Source organism: Shewanella sp. SG44-2, from assembly GCF_014164215.1.
In the GTDB taxonomy this organism is placed as follows: Bacteria; Pseudomonadota; Gammaproteobacteria; order Enterobacterales; family Shewanellaceae; genus Shewanella; species Shewanella frigidimarina.
In genome coordinates, this window is sequence record NZ_JACJEU010000013.1 from 39,943 (window position 1) to 58,970 (window position 19,028).

A 19,028-nucleotide genomic window follows, 5' to 3' on the forward strand; every position below is an offset into this window, starting at 1 on the left:
TTAATTTTGTGTTACTTGGATTCTTTAATGTCTAATAATTCGGCGCGTCCGCTAAACGGGTATTGCACCCCGTTGACGCTAATGACACTTTGTGTTTCTTGAGTCACAGCGTTATCTGCGTGGTTGATTGCTAATAGATATTGTTGTCCATCGGTAAAGCGTATTTGCATCGCTTCTAGATCAGCTTGTTGATGATGAATCAGCCCTGCAATATTGCTGGTGGCTTCTAGAGTGTATTCTTTTGATGGGTTGTACTCGCCGTGTGGCTCCATCACGCTGACATAAGTATGATTAGTGGCATTCACTCGGTGAATGAACGACTGCTGTTGGCGTAAGTTCATATCCGGATCGTTGGCACCCAATTGGGTGAATAACATTTGCTCGTTAGTGGCATTGTTGAAGTTAGTATTGACTAACGTGCTATGGGTATAAAAATGGCCGTTATCATTTAACCAAGTGACTTTAGCCAGTTTATTAGCGGCTTTGTCTTTGGCTAGGTTAGCAGTTGCTAACAACCATAGATGTTGGTAACCATTTTCGGTACCCAAAGCAGACAATTGAGTCAGTGACGCTTGTCTGTCAAAGTTGGTATCGATTAATTGCCCTTGATAATGCACTGGTAAGTCGTATTGATGTGGCTTGTTAGCCGTAACACGCATTATATCGATACCAATTACCGCATCACGTTGTTTGATGTTGACTAAGGCGAGAGTGCGCTTAAACGCGACATCATCATAAGCAGTGTCGATTGAAGCTGATGCGATGGTGAGGTCTTGCTTTGCTGAGTAGAAGTGTAATGTCGGGTTATTTTTGTTAGCCGCTTTAAGTTTGCCATTAAAATGACTTTTCTCGTCAACAATTAAAGTGTTATGGGCAATGGTTTGTTTAGCCCATGATTCATTTTCAGGTAAATAACGGCCACCAAATTTTGCCTCAACATTTAGAAAACGTGCAGCGCCATAATCGGATACGATTTCATTACCAGCATCGTAAAACTGCCACGTTAACTTATCAAAATGGCCATGACCTAAACCTTGAGCGGTTGCTTTAAATACAATGGCTTGGTCGGTTGCTTTGCCTTGACGCATAACCACTAATGCACCGTCATCACCTTGTTGGCCATCGCGGAATAATGTCGAAACGAATGGAAAGGGCTGTTGTAGTTTGTTGTCTAACCCTTGTGCAACTTTGAGCCCATCACCCGTTAATAAAATATTGTGTTGTTGCTGAGCAATATCTAATAAACGTGGATCGCCGTTGAGACCATAAGCAATGGCGACGCCGTTGACGAGTTCAATAGTGTCGATGCCTTTGCTTTTAATCGCATCGTTAAGCGGGAAAAACAGTTTGTTATAACTGAGTTCAACCGTACTCGTAATAGCTTTAAGTAATATACCGTCACGGTATTGAAAAATCTTACGCTGCGGTTCATTTTGCTCAATGGCTTTAGCAAAAGTCACAAATGGCATTAATGCATAGCGTTGATAATATGGCCCTTCATTGTAATAACCGTCTGGTGAAAACAATTCGTCCAACTGACGCATAAAACCGCCTTTTTTGGCGAGATTTAAGTCGTACAATGCACGTTCAACCCAAAGTGGCTTATCGAGTACATATCCACTCATACCAACAGCAGCAGTGGCCCAAGTGCCGTGGTTATGCACCTTATTAAAGGTGTGTGGAGATTGTTCTGACAAAAAGAGTGCGGCGGGTATTATTGCACCCGTTTCGATGGTATTACGTTCTGCAGGTGTTAACGCATCATAGATAAAGTCGTACGCCTGAATGGTATGCACTAACCAAACTGCTTCATTGAGTCCTTGCCAGAAAAGTTTACCTTCATTGTTGCTTTTACGCATAGGGTGCAAAGGTAGTGTTGGGTAAAGTGTGGCATATTGCAACAGCATGTCTTTAACGTATTCGGCATATTTTTTATCGCCAGTCAGCTGATAAATAATGCCAGTGTCATACATTTGTTGGTAATTACTTTTATGTTTTTCGTGGGTATAACCACCACCTGCATCTTTGGGTACTGGCACTTCAATTGGCTGAGCCAGTCCCTTGTCCACATTACTCTGCGTGGTATTGAATGCATTTTGAAATGACCCAGGTTGAGTTATGGCCTGTTTCATGGCTGCCACATCTTGCTGGTTTATGACTAAGTTTGGATGTTGCGCAGCCATAACGGGTAATGAAATAGCGCACGTTATTGACGCCAATAGTGCTATTTTTCCTGCCTGCTTAATGGCACGCGTCATCGGGCTTACGCCGGCCGCTATATTGAAGTTTTTCATAGTTTTTGCACTTTATTATTGTTGATATCAGCAGTGTGTTTACCTATTACAACTAACTCCGTTACTTGTGGGCTAGGTGTATCAGTAAACTGATTATGCGTAATGCGGGTTTGTGGTTCACCGACGGTGTGTTCAACAATAATAGCGGCACTGTTGTTAAATTTATTGTGCTCTATTTGGCTCATTTGAACCCCGTGCAATTTCAGTGACGCACCTGTTTTATTGCGCTTACCTTGACCGACTTTAGTGAACTCATTGTTGGTTACCGATACATGGGGACCAAAGGTACTCTCATCCGTACCACCGCGGTATACCGAGGCAATAGCACCCTCAATATCGTCAAACTGGTTATTGTTCAATATGAGGTATTCGGTGTTATAAATCCCTAGGTCGTCGGTTTCTTTGTCGAGGCGAAATAAATCCCCGCTAATATGGCGGAACTGGCTATTGCTGACATTAATACTATCTGCAAAGGCGCGACTGCCCGAATCGAAAAAGTGAAATGAGTGATTCACATTAAGTTGCTCAACAATGCTGTTTGTCATTTCAAAACGATAATTAGTTAACATGCCCCATTTGCGGGTTCTTACCACGCTATTACCGGCAGCATCAGGGCTGTTTAAGCCAGTAATGACTAGACCATCGAGTTGCAAACTACCGTTGTCTTGAATTTCAAATAGACTAGGGCGTTCAAAGCTGATTATTGCTTGGTGAGCATTAGCGGCTTTAAAGGTTAACGTTTTGTTGATCGCCAGTATTCTGCTGATGTTATATTTGCCATCACTGAGTAATAAAATATCGCCTGGTTTAGCTCGTTCAACAGCGCTTGCTAATTCATCGTCATTGGCGCTAACGTTGATAGTGTTGCCAGATTGGAATGCGATTGTAGGCTCTGCTTTTGGATACCAAAGTGTGCCGGTATCTTGCTTTAATGTAGGGGTCAGTTTTTTACTGGCACCGTATGCTGCAAAATTTTCATCACTTGGGTATAACAAGCCATTTGCAGCACGTTCCATGGTGATATCTTTTGAACGAATACCTTTAGCCATTAATGGGCTTAACGTTTTTGTCGCAAAATTACTGAGGTTATCGTTAAAGCTAAGTCCGCTAATATCATCGTGTAAAGTAAATGGTGCAGTTGGGCTAATAAATAGATTGTGGTTTAACTTACTGTCTAGTGGTACCGCTGAACGTTCGCTGTCACTGCCCGCGGCCAGCTCAATATGGTCAATATTAATAAAGCTATTGTGGTTAATACTGGCGTTGACCACTTGATGGTAGCGATTAATTGATGAGTTCGGCACGCCATTCATAATAGTAAAACCACTGCCAAATCGATTACCAGTTAAGCCTTCTAGGTAGTTGTTGGCGATAGTTTGATCGCGGTTAATCACGCGGATCCCGCCGGTATGTTCAACGCCATTACCCAAAAACACATTGCTATCGATAATATTACCGTTACCGTGCCTTAAGGTTAATGTGCCTCTTGATTCATAAAAGACGTTATTTTGAATACGGTTTTTACCCGACTTGACCGAAATAATTTCGACTTCACCATCGCAGCGATCAAAATAATTATTTTCAACCACGGTAAAGGAATCTGTGAGTGAGTAATGGCTGGTGCCAATTCTGAGAGTTTCACCACCATTAGAGCCTAAGATTGGGCGAGGACCAAAATAGTTATGATCAATTCGGTGATGATTTTGCTGACTGCTTTTACTGTCTAAACGCACAGCAACAGTTACGCCTACATTGCGTTTACCAACAAAGTGATTGTGATCAAGTCGGTTATTTTGTCCATATAAGCTGACCCAATAATCAGACTCTTGGCGATCTAGATTGCTGTAGTTATCGATAACCACTTCGGTTACTCGTGAGTGATTGGCTAACTGATTTTTATTCTTACGAAATGCAATAACTTCATTACTTGGCGTAAAGCCATTTTTAAATACTAGCCCCGACACCTGTAAATACTCACCAGCCAGTTTAAGATTCGATTGGCCAGACAGGATTACTTTACCTTTAGTTTCGGCTGTTAATTCAATAGGGGCATTGGCGGTGCCTGTCGCCATAAACAACACTTCAAAATCTTGCCATGTACCATTTTTTAAAATGATTTTATCGCCAGGTTCAACGAGCTTTAGTGCTTGTTTGTACTCAGTTTGGGTAGTCACGAAGCGATCTTTTGCCTGCACGTAGATTGATGGGGTGCAAAGCATTAATAAGACTAACAACTGTGTGAATAACCAATGCCTTGACGATGACGTATTGTTATTTGAATGATTCATCTAGTCTCTCGTTTAATACTGTTTAAAGGATATCCCACGGCTACGTTAAGTAGTTATCAAGGGAGGAAGGATCAAAAAATTACTTTTTCACCTTAGAGTTTCGTTAGCGCCATAGCATGAATAATCAGCAACTGTGGTGCTATTTCCACGGGGAATTATTTGGGGTTCACCCAACCTGTTCAGGGCTTTGAAACAACGTGACAAGTAATCTGTCACAGTAACGTTAGCCAACAAATTGAGGTTGTCCATTGTCATGCGCATAGTGATTAGAGCTGTCTGGAAATGGTAGGCTGTTTGGCTGGGTCTAACTCTCACGGTATTATGAATTAAGCGTAACCGTAATTAAGCGTAACCGAGTCCAATTACCTCGCATTTAAGAGACTGTGACGTGCTGTTTTTGTATTGACTCGTTTGTCACTGTTGCACGTTCATGATTGGTGAATAGAGATATTAGTGCCGCGTCGTAAATTACTGGTCTTGATTGCGACTTTAATCCTGTTAGTCTCAAAGTATTGCTTGTCTTGGTAAATTTCACGTTAATCTCCCCAGATTAGTTGATTTCCTTTTTCTTTACGTACACACAAAATTTAAATTATTCTGTTAAATGATCATTTGTGCTTGAATAGAAACTAACCAATCATTAAGATTATGTCAATAAATTGTTTTACCAATTACTAAGATTTTACATTTTCAGTCTATTACCAATATTTTTAAAGGTATGACAATGTGCTATTCTTTCTATATTGAGATTAACATAACATGTAATTTAGTTGTTTGCTGCTAAGGTATTAACCGATAATATGTCAGCATTAACCAGTAAATTGGTTTTACTTTTCGAAGGAAGGTATATGAAAAACCGTCGTTTATTTTGGCGAATAGTCGATACGATTGAAGCCGCTATCGCCAGTGGCGAGTATCCGGTAGGCAGTCGTTTACCCCCAGAACGTGAGCTTGCTGAAAAGTTTGAAGTAAGCAGGCCAACTATTCGTGAAGCTATTATTGCACTAGAAGTGCGTGAAAAAGTGGAAGTGAAAACGGGTTCTGGCGTGTACGTGGTTGATCATCAGCAAAAACCGGTAGCGGTTAATAATGTTAACGCATTTGAATTAACCCAAGCACGTGCTTTAGTTGAAGGTGAAATAGCTGCTTTAGCAGCAAAAACCATTACTGCAGAAGAGCTTGAAAAACTCCATGAAACATTAGTAATGATGAAAGATATGCAAAATGTCGAAGAAGCAGACGAGCTGTTTCATCAGATCATCGCATATTCTACTCGTAATGGCGCGTTGATAAATCTGTTTGAAAACATGTGGGCACTGCGTTCATCAAGTAATGAAATCATTGAAGATTATAATATTGTTTGTAGCACAGACAATAATAAAACCTTGGCAGAACATACCGCAATTTATCAGGCATTATCACTGCACGATGCCGCCGAGGCTCGTTTAGCAATGCATAAGCATTTTAATCGCTTAATCAATGTGTTGTTTGATAAATTAGAACAGCAGGCATTAGAAGAAGTTCGTCGGAAAAATAGTGCTAATCGAGACTTGTATTCAATTGAGAGTTTAGTAAAAACAAAAGGTTAATTGCTTTTAAAGCGGATTAGCTCATTGCGATAAAATTAACGCGCTCACGCTTAAGTGTTAGCGCGTTTTTTATGAGCGATATTATGAGGGATGCTATGAGTGATGTTGACCATAATATCGGTAAAGATGACTTCATGATTTCAACTGCCAGCTTGAGATAACAAGCAATTTAGTTAACGCCATCAATAATCCTATCCCCAATGCAATGATGTGTCGCATTTTCAGCGGCCACTTTAGCTATTTGTTACATGATTTTTTTGCGCTATTGAAGTTGTAATACTCCACATAAATAGCGACCAATTAAGTAACTTGGTTAATCAGTTGATGTTCTTTATGGTCAACTTACTCAGAAAATAAGCTGTTAAATTGGACTTTAAAAATATAAGAAATATCATAATTAGCTCCAATATTATTACAGGAATTTATCCTCATTAGTTAGTGTAGCGGCTGTTCTATCTAGATAAATATGATTGAATTGTGTTGTTACCACTACCCATACTCATTTTGGTAATGTCATTATAGGATTTAGTTTATTTGTGCGCTAACCAATTATGCCGACTTGGTAATACCGATAGTGAGTTATTAAGCGCGGGAAGGTATTGGTCATAAGCTCAGTGCTTATTAATCATTCTGTTCACTTATCATTGCGGCTATTGATGCCTCGTTATTGCGAACGAGTGATCAACACAATCGGACATATAGTTATTTATTCAAGGGATATGAACATCACAAATCGATTTGCTGTTAGTTACAACAAAAAGAGATTTGTATCGCCGTTCACACTAATGAATGTTCAATGATTATTTATGCTCGTTAATGTGGGCGTACTAGATAAACAAGGTGTAGTGAGTTGAAATACATACGAGTGAAAGGCTGCACATAAACTGTGTCGGCCCTCGCTCGTTACTATCAATATTGGTTTGGTTTTATATGCAGGGCCATGTAGGGGAGCATGACCTTAGTACCTTATTCAGGACATTATTTTATTGCTTGTAAAATGACAAACTTACCATTAGAGGCAACCGTGGTGCAGTTTTTAAAAATGCGATTTATTTTAACGTGGTAGGCTAAATGTCGATTACCAACGATATGTAATAAACCGCCTTTTTTTAGGCGCTTATGTGCATCAACAAACATTTGCCAAGCGATATGGTCAGTAATGGCTTCACCTTGATGAAACGGAGGGTTACATATCACTAAATCTGGTTCAACATCCGCTGGTAAATTACTCAGACAATCGTCCCAATGGAAAAAAGCTTGTGGCATTTGTTCAGTTTGAGGATCTTGGGTTTGAAGATCTTGAGATGGAGTGTCTAGCGCGTTCGCTTGCCAATTATGCTTTGCCGAGGCGATGGCCATATCAGAATCATCCACAAAGTGGATTTGCGCATTGGGATAACATTGCTTTGCGTGTAATCCTAAAATACCGTTACCACAGCCTAAGTCTATAATGTGCTTGAATTCACCTTTGGGCATGTTGTCGAGCATAATCCTTGCGCCAATATCGAGCTTATTGGCTGCAAATACATTAGCAAGGTTACTGATAGTGAGTTTGAGCTCATCGACATTCCAACTCACCGCTTTCGCTAATGAGCGTTTTTTACCATCGCTAATACAGCTAATTACCCGTGTTTTTTTCCACGCTAAACTGGCGGATGCGGGACCTAGATTTTTTTCAATACTGGCCAATAATGCTGGATTGATTGACTTGGCTTTAGCACCAATCAGTATTTGGGTTCCTGCTGGAAGCACCGTTGATAAACGCGCAAGTTGCTGGCCAAAATAGTGTAGGTTTTTCGGCAACTTCATCAGCACTAATTGAATATTTTGTGGCAGCGTTTCGCGGCTATTTAGCCAATGTATGTTGCTTGATGCGAGTTTGTTGTGTAATAAATTTTGCTGATAACCTAACAAGCTGGTTTTAGCATCCGTTTCGACAAGTAATTCACTGTGTGGATATTGCATGGTTAATGCACATGTGAGAGCCCCAAAGTTGTCATTTAGAATGGCGGTAGTGGTTGCTGTTATTTCGGTGTCGATTAAGTACTTTACTAGGTGTTCATCAGCGGCATCCCATGCTTGTAAGTTTGATGCTTGTTGGCTTGGATAACGAAAAAGCTCAAGCTCTATACCTGAACAAGCAAATTGGGTTGTCATGACGGTGTTACCTAATAAAAAGAATATCGATAAAATAGCCCGATATTATCTCAGATAACACTTACTAGCGCGAGGCTTAGGCTTAAACAAGTTGATAGGGATAATTTTGTGGAGTGGCGCTAGTTAACTGATTATCAACGCTTCCTTGTTTAACTCGTTTAAGCGACATGTTGAATTTAGGATACAGAACAAGGTGATATTGATTTTTTAACTTTGAAACTAAAACCTAACGTCACGAAAATGGCTATGCTGCAGAGATGATTGCTATTAATTGCACGCTTCAGTAACATCAATATATTGACTTAAAATAATGGTTTTCAAGGGATATTGATGAAAGGTGCTGGTGGAACGTCAGGTGGAATGGGTCAGTTCTTTATTGGGCTAGTGATGATGTGCGGTGGCTTTTATATGCTATTAAATGCCATTAAAGTGACAAGCTCATTTGGCTTTAGCAGCCATTTATATCAGCTGGGCGGCTTTGGGCTTACCAGTGGAATGGTGATGATACCCTTTATGTTTGGTGTGGGACTGATGTTTTATAATGGCAGAAACATACTTGGATGGTTACTGACATTTGGCTCGTTAGTGGCACTGATTTTTGGCGTGATAAGCTCGATTAATTTTCGATTTTCTTACATGAGTGCATTTGATTTAATCGTTATATTGGTACTTTGTGTGGGGGGTATAGGGTTGTTTTTACGATCGCTGAAAGCGATTGAAAAACGTTACCCTGAGTCTTAATGTTATGTTTTTTTAAACCTATTGGTGCTTAACATCCGCTTGTTTGAACATCTATAACAGGGCGTGCGGTGGCTGATGTTACTTGCCTGTAACGTAAATAACATGCAGCTTTGCCTGCGTCCTCTGTGATTACCCCGTGCCAGTATATCCATGCTCCAGTAAACACGCTGGGGCGTTTGTTCCAATCATTATCAGCTAGGTTCATTAATAACGGTATACCCGCAGCAGTGCCATTGGGATAGCCATAAGCTAAGTTAACATTGACCCCATCAATATTAAGCGTCGTAGTCGCAAGTCTTTCTACTCCAGCAATAGCGGCTTTTGAATAGGTTAAGGTCGCAGCTGATTGCATTGCTGTTTCCATCCCTTCCATGGTAGATACAATTGCATCTTTGCGTAAGCTAATGAATTTACTGCTCGCGACAACGGCCAATAAGGCTAAAATAATAATCACAACAACCAACTCTATTAATGTAAAGCCGTGCGATGGTCTTATATTATTTGTCATGCTATTTTTCATTTTATTACTCATGCTGTTTTTCATGTTATTTTTTATTTGATACTAGCATCATTTGTTCGGCAGTCGTAATCCTGCTGTGTCGACGTCTTATTGTTAAGGCATCTACAATGTGGTGTTTTGTTGGTACTATCAGGACATCTTAGTTATATATGCTGGTTAATACTGTGACGAATCCAACGACGACTTCAACAGAGTCTATATCTTCCGCTAAACCTCCTTTAAAACATTCTGTTCTACCTTGGATTTTACAATTTTTGTCTCCTTATCGTACGAAAGTGGTGGCGGCAATTGTATTTCTATTTATTGGATCGCTTGCATGGCTATCGCTTGGGCAAGGGGTGCGGTTAATGGTCGATGAAGGATTTATTGCCGATAATGCAGGGCGATTGAATGAGATCATGTTGTTTATTATTGCTATTACAGCAATCAGTGGAACTGCGGTTTTCTGTCGTTTTTATCTGATGACTTGGCTTGGTGAGCGGGTTAGTGCTGATATTCGGTTACAGGTTTACAATCATTTATTGTCGTTATCGCCAGCTTTTTTTGCGACTCAGCGTACCGGTGAAGTTATTTCACGTTTTACGGCTGACAGTACTTTGTTACAAAGCGTTGTCGGCTCAAGCTTATCTATGGCGTTGCGTTCAAGTGTGACCGTGATTGGTGGCATCGTTATGATGGCGTTTACCAGTGTTAAGTTGACAGCATTAGTGTTGTTAGCCGTTCCTTTGGTATTAGGCCCGGTGATCTTTTTTGGCCGAAAAGTCAGAACCTTGTCGCGTAAAAGTCAAGATAGGGTAGGCGATCTTGGTGCTTATATTGATGAAACATTGCATGAAATTCATACTGTTCAAGCGTATACCCACGAGGCTAAAGACCGTCAGCTATTTGCTGATAGAGTCGAGGCGGTTATGGATGTAGCTAAAGGCCGTATTATGTATCGTGCGCTGCTTATTTCAACGGTGATGTTTTTAAGCATTGTTGCAATTGCTTTTGTTACATGGATTGGGGCGCAAGATGTTATGTCTGGCAGTATCACCGGTGGCGAGCTGTCTGCGTTTATGTTTTATGCCGTAATGGTTGCAGGTGCTGTAGCCACTATCAGTGAAGTGTTTAGTGAAATTCAACGAGCTTCTGGTGCAGCAGAGCGTTTAATTGAGTTAGTCAAAACACCGATTGATATACCTCAGCAAGTGACCCCCAACCAAGTTGTGTTACCTGTTAAAGGTTTACTGAGTTTTGATAACGTGTGCTTTGCTTATCCGTCAGATATTGAGCAAGACGTGATCCGCCAGTTGTCGATGTCGATTACTCCTGGTGAAAGAGTCGCTTTAGTGGGGCCTAGTGGAGCAGGCAAAAGCACCTTATTTGAATTGATGATGCGTTTTTACCAGCCTAAACAAGGGCGAATATTATTAGATGGAATTGATATTTCTACTTTGGCATTGGCAGATTTACGCCAACAGTATGCACTTGTACCGCAAGAGTCGGTGATTTTTGCCATGAACGTACTCGATAATGTGCGCTATGGCCGCTTAGACGCCAGCGATGAAGAGGTAAAACAGGCTTGCATTGCGGCTAAAGCGGATGAGTTTATTCGAGAATTTACTGATGGTTATTCGACTTATTTAGGTGAACGTGGCGTGCGTTTGTCTGGTGGGCAAAAGCAACGTATTGCTATCGCAAGAGCGATTCTTGCCGACAGACCAATATTACTGCTTGATGAAGCGACGAGTGCGTTAGATGCGATAAGCGAAATCAAAGTAAAACAGGCTCTGGATTCATTAATGGCCAAACGTACAACAGTGATTATTGCTCATCGTTTAGCTACCGTTATCAATGCAGACCGGATTTTCGTGATAGATAAAGGACAACTAATTGCCAGTGGTACTCACAACGAATTAATGGCCAGCAATGAGCTATATCGCGAATTTGCCAGTTTACAGTTATTGATGGATAACGAGCCGTCATAATGGTTACTGCTTTGTGCAGTGTGTGTGTAATTGAGAAATAAAAAAAGATGCCGAAGCATCTTTTTTATTTTCGAATCAATTAACTTTTTCAAATGACATTAATCGCAGTTTGATAATCAGTTATTGCTCAGGGTTGAGGTAACTTACATAACGTTTAAGCACATTAAGATTTACCTGCTTGGCTCATCTCTTGCTTGCGTAGTACTTACCTAGCTCTTATTTACCTAGCTTTTATTTACGTAGTTCTCGACGCAAAATTTTCCCGACAGCACTTTTCGGTAACTGTTCAGTAAACTCAATAATGCGTGGTACTTTATAAGCAGTCAGTTGGCTGCGGCAGTAATCATTGATCGTCTGTTTGACCGCCTCGATATCCGCTGGCGGCTGTTTTAATACAATCACGGCTTTTACTGCTTCGCCAGAACGTTCATCTTCAACCCCGACGACAGCACACTCTAAAACTAACTCATTAGTTGAAAGTACGTCTTCAACTTCATTAGGATAGACGTTAAAACCAGAAACAATAATCATGTCTTTTTTACGATCAACAATGGTGTGATAACCATCTTCGCTGGCAATGCCAATATCGCCAGTTTTAAAGAATCCGTCTTTTGTCATGACGTTAGCGGTTTCTTGTGGTTTATTCCAATACCCTTGCATAACTTGCGGACCGCGCACTGCGAGTTCGCCAGCTTGACCGATAGCCACTTCATTATCATCCATATCGAGTACATGAACTTCAGTGCCCAATACAGGTTTGCCAATAGTACCGAGGCGTTGATGCCCTGGTGCATTAAGGCTGACAACAGGAGATGTTTCAGACAAACCATAGCCTTCTGAAATCATACATTGGGTGGTTTTTTGCCATAAGTTAGCTGCTGCACTCGTTAATGCAGTACCACCCGAAATGGTTATTTTCATTTTACTGAAATCTAAGGCTTTAAATTCTGGCTGATGACATAAGCCAACAAATAGAGTGTTTAAACCTGCAAAGCCAGTAAATGGATAGGCTTTCATGGTATTGATTAGCCCTGCAATATCACGAGGATTGGGAATTAATACTGAACAGCTACCTGATTCAAAATACAGCACCAAATTAACCATAAATGCATAGATATGGTAAATCGGTAATGGCGCGACAAACACATCATGCCCTTCGGTCATGGTGCTAGCAATTCGTGATTTTACTTGACCAGAATTAGCCAAAAGGTTGCCATGATTGAGCATAGCGCCTTTCGATAAACCGGTTGTGCCGCCGGTGTATTGCAGAGCAATTAAATCATCATGGTTAGGTTTTATCGCCTGATAAGGATACTTAGCACCTTCAGTGAGCACAGAGGTAAATGCCACTTTATTAAAAGGGGTTTCAGGCTGAGGTTGCGGTTGGATAAGATCCATTGCGTGGGTCGAAATCACCAACTCTACTGTTGTTTTGTCGATCACGTTAGTTAATGTAGGTAGTAAATCCGACAATACGACTAAGGCTTTTGCACCTGAGTCGTTAAATTGATGAATAAGTTCACGTTCGGTGTACATCGGATTGGTATTGACTAGCACCATACCTGCTCGAATTACCCCATAAGCCGCAATCACAAACTGAGTAATATTAGGCAATTGTATCGCTACTCTGTCGCCTGGTTGCAATGAAGTGCTATGTTGCAAATAACTGGCAAAATCGCGCGAGTTTTGTTCTATTTCGCGAAAGGTAGTGCTTTTCCCAAGACATGCATATGCAACATTATCAGCATACTTGTCACAGGCTTTTTCGATCAAATCAACTATGGATGTGTATTGGTGTAAATCAAGTACTGAATCTGCATCATAAGCCATGCATACCACCTTAGATATTTTTGGTTATTATTATAAATCAAACGTCCGTTTAGATTATTTTTACTAACTTACACGGGTCAATATCAATTGGCAAAGATTCACTGAAATTGAATCAACATTAGATAACTCATTTAATAGATCGTCATCAAAGCACGATTTAGAGTGTAAACCAATAGTTACACTTGTGTTTTGTGTTGATTTCGTTAAAAAAGTTTACTTCTCAAAAATAATTCTATATGTGATCTATGTCACCAAAAATCAATTACTTAGAGTATTTTTTTGTTAATTGCTATTTAGCGCTTACTTATTTATCCAAAAAAGTGTTAGCAATTGTTTTTTAATTGTTATAAAAATGTAGTCGAAATAAGGAGCGTTTCGATAGGGATAGACATGTTTTTCATTCGTTTTGTGAAAAATATCGTCGACAAACAACAATAATAAGCAGTTGAGAACATAATAATGATGCAATCAAAAAAATCTAAATTTGGTATTAGCTCTTTGAGCTTAGCCATTTCATTTGCACTTGCCGGATCTGTGGTAAGCGCTCAAGCATTCGCAGCCGATGAAGAAGTCGCAAAGAAAGAAAACGTTGAAAAAATCGCAGTAGTCGGTTCACGTGCAGCACCTCGTTCAATTGGTGATTCACCGGTTCCAATTGATATCATTAGCAGTGATGACCTAAAGAAAAACGGTTCGACCGACATGATCGACATGTTAGTGACATCAGTGCCTTCTTTTAACTCTCGTGCACAACCGATTAGTGATGCAGCAACGTTAGTTCGTCCAGTTAACTTACGTGGTTTACCGTCTGACAGTACACTTATTTTGGTTAACGGCAAACGCCGTCATCGTGCGTCAGTTATTGCTTTCCAAGGTGGTGGCATTAACGATGGTGCACAAGGGCCAGATATTTCGGTTATTCCTGGTGTGGCATTAAAGCAAGTTGAAGTTTTACGTGACGGTGCAGCTGCTCAGTATGGCTCGGATGCGATTGCTGGTGTGATGAACTTTGTATTAAAAGATGCCTCTGAAGGTGGCTCTATCACTGTCAGCCAAGGTGAATACTACGAAGGTGACGGAGCAGCAACCACAATTGACGGTAACATTGGTTTACCTTTGACTGATGATGGCTTTGTTAATATCAGTGCACAATATAAAACCGCAGATGAGACTAGCCGTAGTGTCCAGCGTCCAGATGCAGCCGCTATTGCTGCTGGAGGCAATACTTCAATTCTCAATCCAGCGCAAACTTGGGGTAACCCAGAGATCAATGATGATTTTACTGTATTCGTAAACTCTGGTTTTGATATTAACGACAATACTCACTTGTATGCATTTGGTAACGTGTCATCACGTGAAGCAACAGGTGGTTTCTATTATCGTAACCCACATAACCGCGGTAACGTTTATTCAGTAGATGGTGGTGAAAGTTTATTAGTTGGTGATGTTGGTTTGGCCACTGATGGTGTCGCAACATGTAACAACATGGATGTTCCTATTCCTAAGATAGATACCGATGGTGATGGTATTCCAGATCAAGATGGAAACGTGCTAGGTACTGACGCTTATCAAGCAATGGTTGCAGATCCTAACTGTTTCTCAATGAACCAAATTCGTCCAGGCGGGTATACACCACAATTTACCGGTAAAATTGAAGATATGTCTTTCTTCGCTGGTGTTAAAGGTGAGCTAGGCGAGTGGATGTATGATGCCAGTGCGGGTACTGGTAGCAACAAAGCCAGCTTTGGTTTAAAAAATTCTCTTAACCCATCATTGGGTTTAGACACGCCAACTGACTTTGATACCGGTTCTTACGAGCAAGTAGAAACAACTGTTAATATCGACTTTAGCCGTTTCGTTACTATTGGTAGCTTAGAAGATATTAGTTTTGCTACTGGTTTTGAATGGCGTGAAGAATCATTCGAAATTGGTCAAGGTGATGACGCCTCTTGGACTGCAGGCCCTTATGCCGATCAGGGATTCAATATTGGCTCACACGGCTTTAAAGGCTTTGGCCCTGAATCAGCCGGTAAAAACGACCGTAATAACATTGGTATTTATACTGACGTTGAAGCGTATTTAACCGAAGATTTCTTATTAGGTATTGCACTTCGTTATGAAGATTTCTCTACTTTTGGTGACACACTAAACTACAAGTTAACCGCGCAGTATGTTGCAACCGATGAATTATCATTTCGTGCATCACACAGTACTGGTTTCCGTGCGCCAACTGTTGGTCAAGAAAACGTAGTTAACACTCAAACATCGATTGTTAACGGTGACTTGATTCAAACCTTCATTGCTCCACCAACAAACCCATTAGCGGCTTTCTATGGTGGTGAAGTTCTTAATCCTGAAGAGTCTGTTAGCTTTGCAGCAGGTTTCGTCTACCAATATGATAACTTGTTCTTAACTGTTGATTACTACAACATTGAAGTTACTGGTCGTATTGCACAATCTAGTCAAATCTCGGTTGAAGCAAGTGACTATGATGCATTACGTGCTGCTGGTGTTGAATTCCCTGAGTTGATCTCTGCGGTAACCTTCTACACTAATGACTTTGATACAACGACTCAAGGTGTTGATGTTGTAGCGTCTTATACTACAGAAATGCTATCAGGTGATGCTAAGTTCAGTTTAGCTTATGGTTGGACTGATACCAGTGTTGATAAATATGACCCTGAAACAACAGATGCAGGTAAAGTTCGTCGTTTAGAAGATGGTATTCCTGCACACCGTGCAACCCTTACTTGGGGCCAAAGCTGGGATGATTTAAGCATGTCAGTTCGTGGTAATATGTATGGTGAATATTACGCTACACACGCTGATGATACCTCTGATTGGGGTTCTGAAGTGGCAGACGCTGCAGTGACTATCGATCTTGAAGTGAGCTATGCGGTACTTGATAACCTAACGGTATCAGTGGGCGCAAACAATATCTTCGATCAAGAAGCGCAGAAGCTAAAAGATGGCACTTTGGGTGAATTAGGTGCAGTGTACTACGAGAGTGGTCCATTTGATTACAACGGTGGTTTCTACTACGGCCGTGTTAATTACCGCTTCTAAGCGTTAGCGACATTCAAAAAACCAATCAAAAACTAAAAAGACTGCTTCGGCAGTCTTTTTTAATGAGAGCATTTTTTAAGAATTTTTCTTGAAGACTAAATATTTTTTGAAGATTAAGTATTTTATTTGACGACCAAAGCCAATGCTCGATACACATCGTCGATAATCAGCGCTTTAGGCAACTCAATACCCTCAGGGTAGGATGAGCCGTAGATTTTATTAAACGGCGTGCCAGCAGCCGCTTGCTGTCCCATATACTGTTCAATGACGGTATCTGCTTGAGTCCAATTACCTTGCATGAGGATAATGTGTTGTTGGTTTAATTGATTTACGACTTGTTCGCGATGAAGCACGTTGGCTTTATTGGTTTGGCAGGGGACACACCAGTCGGCTGTAATATCAACAAACACAATATTGCCTTGTTCAACATAGGTAGCAATTTTTTCAGGTTCAAGTGGCTGCCAATTCAATGTTTGATATGCTTGATAGTCTTCACCTTTATTAACAAATGCTATGATCCCCGCAAAACAGAACCCCATGAAAATGAGCATGGCTATCACTAAGGTCGGAATCGATTTGCCTTTTATTTTAGCCCAAATCAATATCACTACAGCGCTAAAAATAACCAAGAGTAATATCAGCATTAATGTGGTCATAGGTTTCCTCGGTAAATACGTTATCATATTCATCACTTAATAAGTGACGCGACATTAACAGCGCATACTTAACTGGTTGTTAAAATTGTTTTTGTACAAAGATTATAGATAGGCTAACTGTAATTTAAAGAGGTGTTATGACGTTAAGTACTTGGCTGGGACTATTAGCGATATGCTGTTTGGGTGCTATGTCTCCAGGCCCGAGTTTAGCCATGGTAGTGAGGCATACACTCAGTGGTGGAAGATTACACGGTGTAGTGTGTGCTTGGGCGCATTCAATTGGTATTGGCGTGTATGCACTGGTGACTTTATTAGGCTTAGCGGCAATATTAAAAGCATCTCCATTAATTTTTAATGCCATAGCGATAATCGGAGCAATTTACTTAGCTTGGATGGGTATTCAAGCGCTGGGTTCCAAAGGCGGGATGCAGCAAAAGTTAGCCGCTGGGGAAGCCACTAGTTTATGGGTTGCAGCTCGTGACGGGCTAGCTATTTCACTGTTTAATCCTAAGATATTATTGTTTTTTCTAGCCTTATTTAGCCAATTTGTCATGGCTGCACAAACGACCACTGGCCAAGCATTAATTGTATTTACCCCGTTAATTATTGATGGCTTGTGGTATACCGTTATCGCATTTGTGTTATCACATTCTGCTGTACTACCTAAGTTACGTGAAAAGGCAAAGTTGATTGATAGACTCTCAGGTATTGTATTGATTTTACTTTCTATTAGGGTTATTTACACGCTGTTATAACACCGATGTCTAATCGGGTTACTGTGATTAATTATGCTGGTTATGCATAGGTTTAGTTGTTAAAGCGAACAGAGAAAATAGTAAGTAGTGATGGGGAGTGTTAAATGTGCCTGATTTTAAAAAAAGTAATCCCCACCAGATCTCTGGTAGGGATTATTGATTAACGGCTAATTATCAGTGACGTTGTTAGCGAATGCTAGGCACCTTTAAACATTTGCACGCTATCATCGCTTTTTTGCTCTTGTTGCGGTGCCGCTACAGGAGGGTTAGCAATATGATCTTCTAAGTTTTCTTTTAGCATGGCTTTAAATTCATCAGAGAACCAAGCTAATGCATGATCTTTTTCAGCAGCAAGATCAGCTGATTTAATTGAGGCTTCGAACGCATTAAAGCGTGCTGAAGCAAATCTCATTGCTGTTCCCACTTTACCAATATCATTTTCTTGTTGGCTTAGTTGATTGGCTAGGGCAATAAATTGGTCAGCTATTTGATACATTGTTAATTCTGGTTTGGCTTCAGACATCAGATCCACTTTTTGTGAGTTAATTTTCCATTGAGTGTAACGTTTTTATTGGAAAATATCAGGTAAAAAATTAGCTATTGGGATCTGAATCTACCAAGACCTGGCCGTTACGTGAGTCATAATATATCGACATAAGTGATAGCAAGTTGTAGTTATATCGGCATTGATCTGAATTGATATATTCCGCTTGGTAATCAGATGAATCTTTATCTGCACTACTCGAAACGCTTGGACCATCCTGCAATAGAGTAGGCCAGACGGAAAGGCAGTCATTAACATTATTCAGTCTTGGAGAGGCTTCGTAAGGTGGATAATTCTGTGCAGGATAGCCCCATTGGTTCATATCCAGTTCGCCATCGGTTCCGGCTTAACTGAAAATTGCTAAATTATCTGCTGGGCCTGAATACCCCATCGTGGCCCACTTCAAATGAGCCAAGGTTATTGCTGAAGAAAATGCTCCGCCAGTTGCTTTTACATAGTCGATTTTAGCGTCTTGGCCTAAATCGATGAACTTTGGCAAAGCGATAACAGCGATGATACCAAGTATGATAATAACAACGACGAGTTCAATAAGGGTAAAACCACTTTTAGCGGTGCTTTTATTATTACGTAATGGCATCATATTATTTGTAATGGTGA

At 40.6% G+C, this 19,028-nt stretch carries 13 protein-coding genes; 5 read left to right on the forward strand and 8 right to left on the reverse strand.

Annotated elements, in window-relative coordinates; translation table 11 throughout:
- Positions 1 to 11 precede the first annotated feature (11 nt).
- Both H5181_RS11585 and H5181_RS11590 read right to left on the reverse strand, forming a co-directional pair.
- On the reverse strand, positions 12 to 2,258 hold the full coding sequence (locus tag H5181_RS11585; RefSeq protein WP_404948505.1) for a heparinase II/III family protein: 2,247 nt from the start codon (positions 2,256 to 2,258) through the stop codon (positions 12 to 14).
- A gap of 32 nt (positions 2,259 to 2,290) precedes the next feature.
- On the reverse strand, positions 2,291 to 4,582 hold the full coding sequence (locus H5181_RS11590; RefSeq protein ID WP_182751080.1) for a chondroitinase-B domain-containing protein: 2,292 nt from the start codon (positions 4,580 to 4,582) through the stop codon (positions 2,291 to 2,293).
- Positions 4,583 to 5,430: 848 nt separating this feature from the next.
- Between H5181_RS11590 and H5181_RS11595 the strand changes: the two genes are divergently transcribed.
- Complete coding sequence (locus H5181_RS11595; protein ID WP_011638545.1) at positions 5,431 to 6,171, forward strand: FadR/GntR family transcriptional regulator; 741 nt, start codon at positions 5,431 to 5,433, stop codon at positions 6,169 to 6,171.
- Positions 6,172 to 7,149: 978 nt separating this feature from the next.
- Here the strand turns inward: H5181_RS11595 and H5181_RS11600 are convergent.
- Positions 7,150 to 8,328 (reverse strand): methyltransferase, encoded by a 1,179-nt coding sequence (locus H5181_RS11600; RefSeq protein ID WP_182751081.1) that lies wholly within the window; start codon positions 8,326 to 8,328, stop codon positions 7,150 to 7,152.
- Positions 8,329 to 8,658: 330 nt separating this feature from the next.
- On the opposite strand from H5181_RS11600, the gene H5181_RS11605 reads away from it, so the two are divergent.
- Positions 8,659 to 9,069 carry a hypothetical protein gene (locus H5181_RS11605; protein ID WP_101088737.1) on the forward strand — a complete coding sequence of 137 codons (411 nt, stop codon included), beginning with the start codon at positions 8,659 to 8,661 and terminating at the stop codon, positions 9,067 to 9,069.
- A 28-nt stretch (positions 9,070 to 9,097) separates the two neighbouring features.
- On the opposite strand, the gene H5181_RS11610 is transcribed toward H5181_RS11605, so the two are convergent.
- Complete coding sequence (locus H5181_RS11610; protein ID WP_182751082.1) at positions 9,098 to 9,577, reverse strand: Tfp pilus assembly protein FimT/FimU; 480 nt, start codon at positions 9,575 to 9,577, stop codon at positions 9,098 to 9,100.
- A gap of 161 nt (positions 9,578 to 9,738) precedes the next feature.
- On the opposite strand from H5181_RS11610, the gene H5181_RS11615 reads away from it, so the two are divergent.
- Positions 9,739 to 11,559: an ABC transporter transmembrane domain-containing protein gene (locus H5181_RS11615; RefSeq protein ID WP_182751083.1), complete on the forward strand. Its 1,821-nt coding sequence runs from the start codon at positions 9,739 to 9,741 to the stop codon at positions 11,557 to 11,559.
- Between the two features lie 231 nt (positions 11,560 to 11,790).
- Here H5181_RS11615 and H5181_RS11620 read toward each other — a convergent pair whose 3' ends face one another.
- Complete coding sequence (locus tag H5181_RS11620) at positions 11,791 to 13,389, reverse strand: AMP-binding protein (protein WP_182751084.1); 1,599 nt, start codon at positions 13,387 to 13,389, stop codon at positions 11,791 to 11,793.
- 459 nt (positions 13,390 to 13,848) lie between these two features.
- Between H5181_RS11620 and H5181_RS11625 the strand changes: the two genes are divergently transcribed.
- Positions 13,849 to 16,455, forward strand: a complete 2,607-nt coding sequence (locus tag H5181_RS11625; protein WP_182751085.1) for a TonB-dependent siderophore receptor — start codon at positions 13,849 to 13,851, stop codon at positions 16,453 to 16,455.
- Between the two features lie 122 nt (positions 16,456 to 16,577).
- Here H5181_RS11625 and H5181_RS11630 read toward each other — a convergent pair whose 3' ends face one another.
- Entirely contained in the window at positions 16,578 to 17,111 is a 534-nt protein-coding gene (locus H5181_RS11630) for a thioredoxin family protein (protein WP_123776461.1), read from the reverse strand.
- A gap of 137 nt (positions 17,112 to 17,248) precedes the next feature.
- On the opposite strand from H5181_RS11630, the gene H5181_RS11635 reads away from it, so the two are divergent.
- Positions 17,249 to 17,866: a LysE family translocator gene (locus tag H5181_RS11635; RefSeq protein WP_182751086.1), complete on the forward strand. Its 618-nt coding sequence runs from the start codon at positions 17,249 to 17,251 to the stop codon at positions 17,864 to 17,866.
- Positions 17,867 to 18,062: 196 nt separating this feature from the next.
- Here the strand turns inward: H5181_RS11635 and H5181_RS11640 are convergent, their stop codons facing one another.
- Positions 18,063 to 18,389, reverse strand: coding sequence for a DUF3144 domain-containing protein (locus H5181_RS11640; RefSeq protein WP_011638536.1), 327 nt, complete (start codon positions 18,387 to 18,389; stop codon positions 18,063 to 18,065).
- Between the two features lie 367 nt (positions 18,390 to 18,756).
- Complete coding sequence (locus tag H5181_RS20915) at positions 18,757 to 19,011, reverse strand: prepilin-type N-terminal cleavage/methylation domain-containing protein (RefSeq protein WP_310734281.1); 255 nt, start codon at positions 19,009 to 19,011, stop codon at positions 18,757 to 18,759.
- Positions 19,012 to 19,028: the final 17 nt, after the last annotated feature.

Coding starts and splice junctions, on each gene's coding strand:
- H5181_RS11585 (WP_404948505.1), bottom strand. CDS start 2,258: ATGACGCGTGCCATTAAGCAGGCAGGAAAAATAGCACTATTGGCGTCA.
- H5181_RS11590 (WP_182751080.1), bottom strand. CDS start 4,582: ATGAATCATTCAAATAACAATACGTCATCGTCAAGGCATTGGTTATTC.
- H5181_RS11595 (WP_011638545.1), top strand. CDS start 5,431: ATGAAAAACCGTCGTTTATTTTGGCGAATAGTCGATACGATTGAAGCC.
- H5181_RS11600 (WP_182751081.1), bottom strand. CDS start 8,328: ATGACAACCCAATTTGCTTGTTCAGGTATAGAGCTTGAGCTTTTTCGT.
- H5181_RS11605 (WP_101088737.1), top strand. CDS start 8,659: ATGAAAGGTGCTGGTGGAACGTCAGGTGGAATGGGTCAGTTCTTTATT.
- H5181_RS11610 (WP_182751082.1), bottom strand. CDS start 9,577: ATGACAAATAATATAAGACCATCGCACGGCTTTACATTAATAGAGTTG.
- H5181_RS11615 (WP_182751083.1), top strand. CDS start 9,739: ATGCTGGTTAATACTGTGACGAATCCAACGACGACTTCAACAGAGTCT.
- H5181_RS11620 (WP_182751084.1), bottom strand. CDS start 13,389: ATGGCTTATGATGCAGATTCAGTACTTGATTTACACCAATACACATCC.
- H5181_RS11625 (WP_182751085.1), top strand. CDS start 13,849: ATGATGCAATCAAAAAAATCTAAATTTGGTATTAGCTCTTTGAGCTTA.
- H5181_RS11630 (WP_123776461.1), bottom strand. CDS start 17,111: ATGACCACATTAATGCTGATATTACTCTTGGTTATTTTTAGCGCTGTA.
- H5181_RS11635 (WP_182751086.1), top strand. CDS start 17,249: ATGACGTTAAGTACTTGGCTGGGACTATTAGCGATATGCTGTTTGGGT.
- H5181_RS11640 (WP_011638536.1), bottom strand. CDS start 18,389: ATGTCTGAAGCCAAACCAGAATTAACAATGTATCAAATAGCTGACCAA.
- H5181_RS20915 (WP_310734281.1), bottom strand. CDS start 19,011: ATGATGCCATTACGTAATAATAAAAGCACCGCTAAAAGTGGTTTTACC.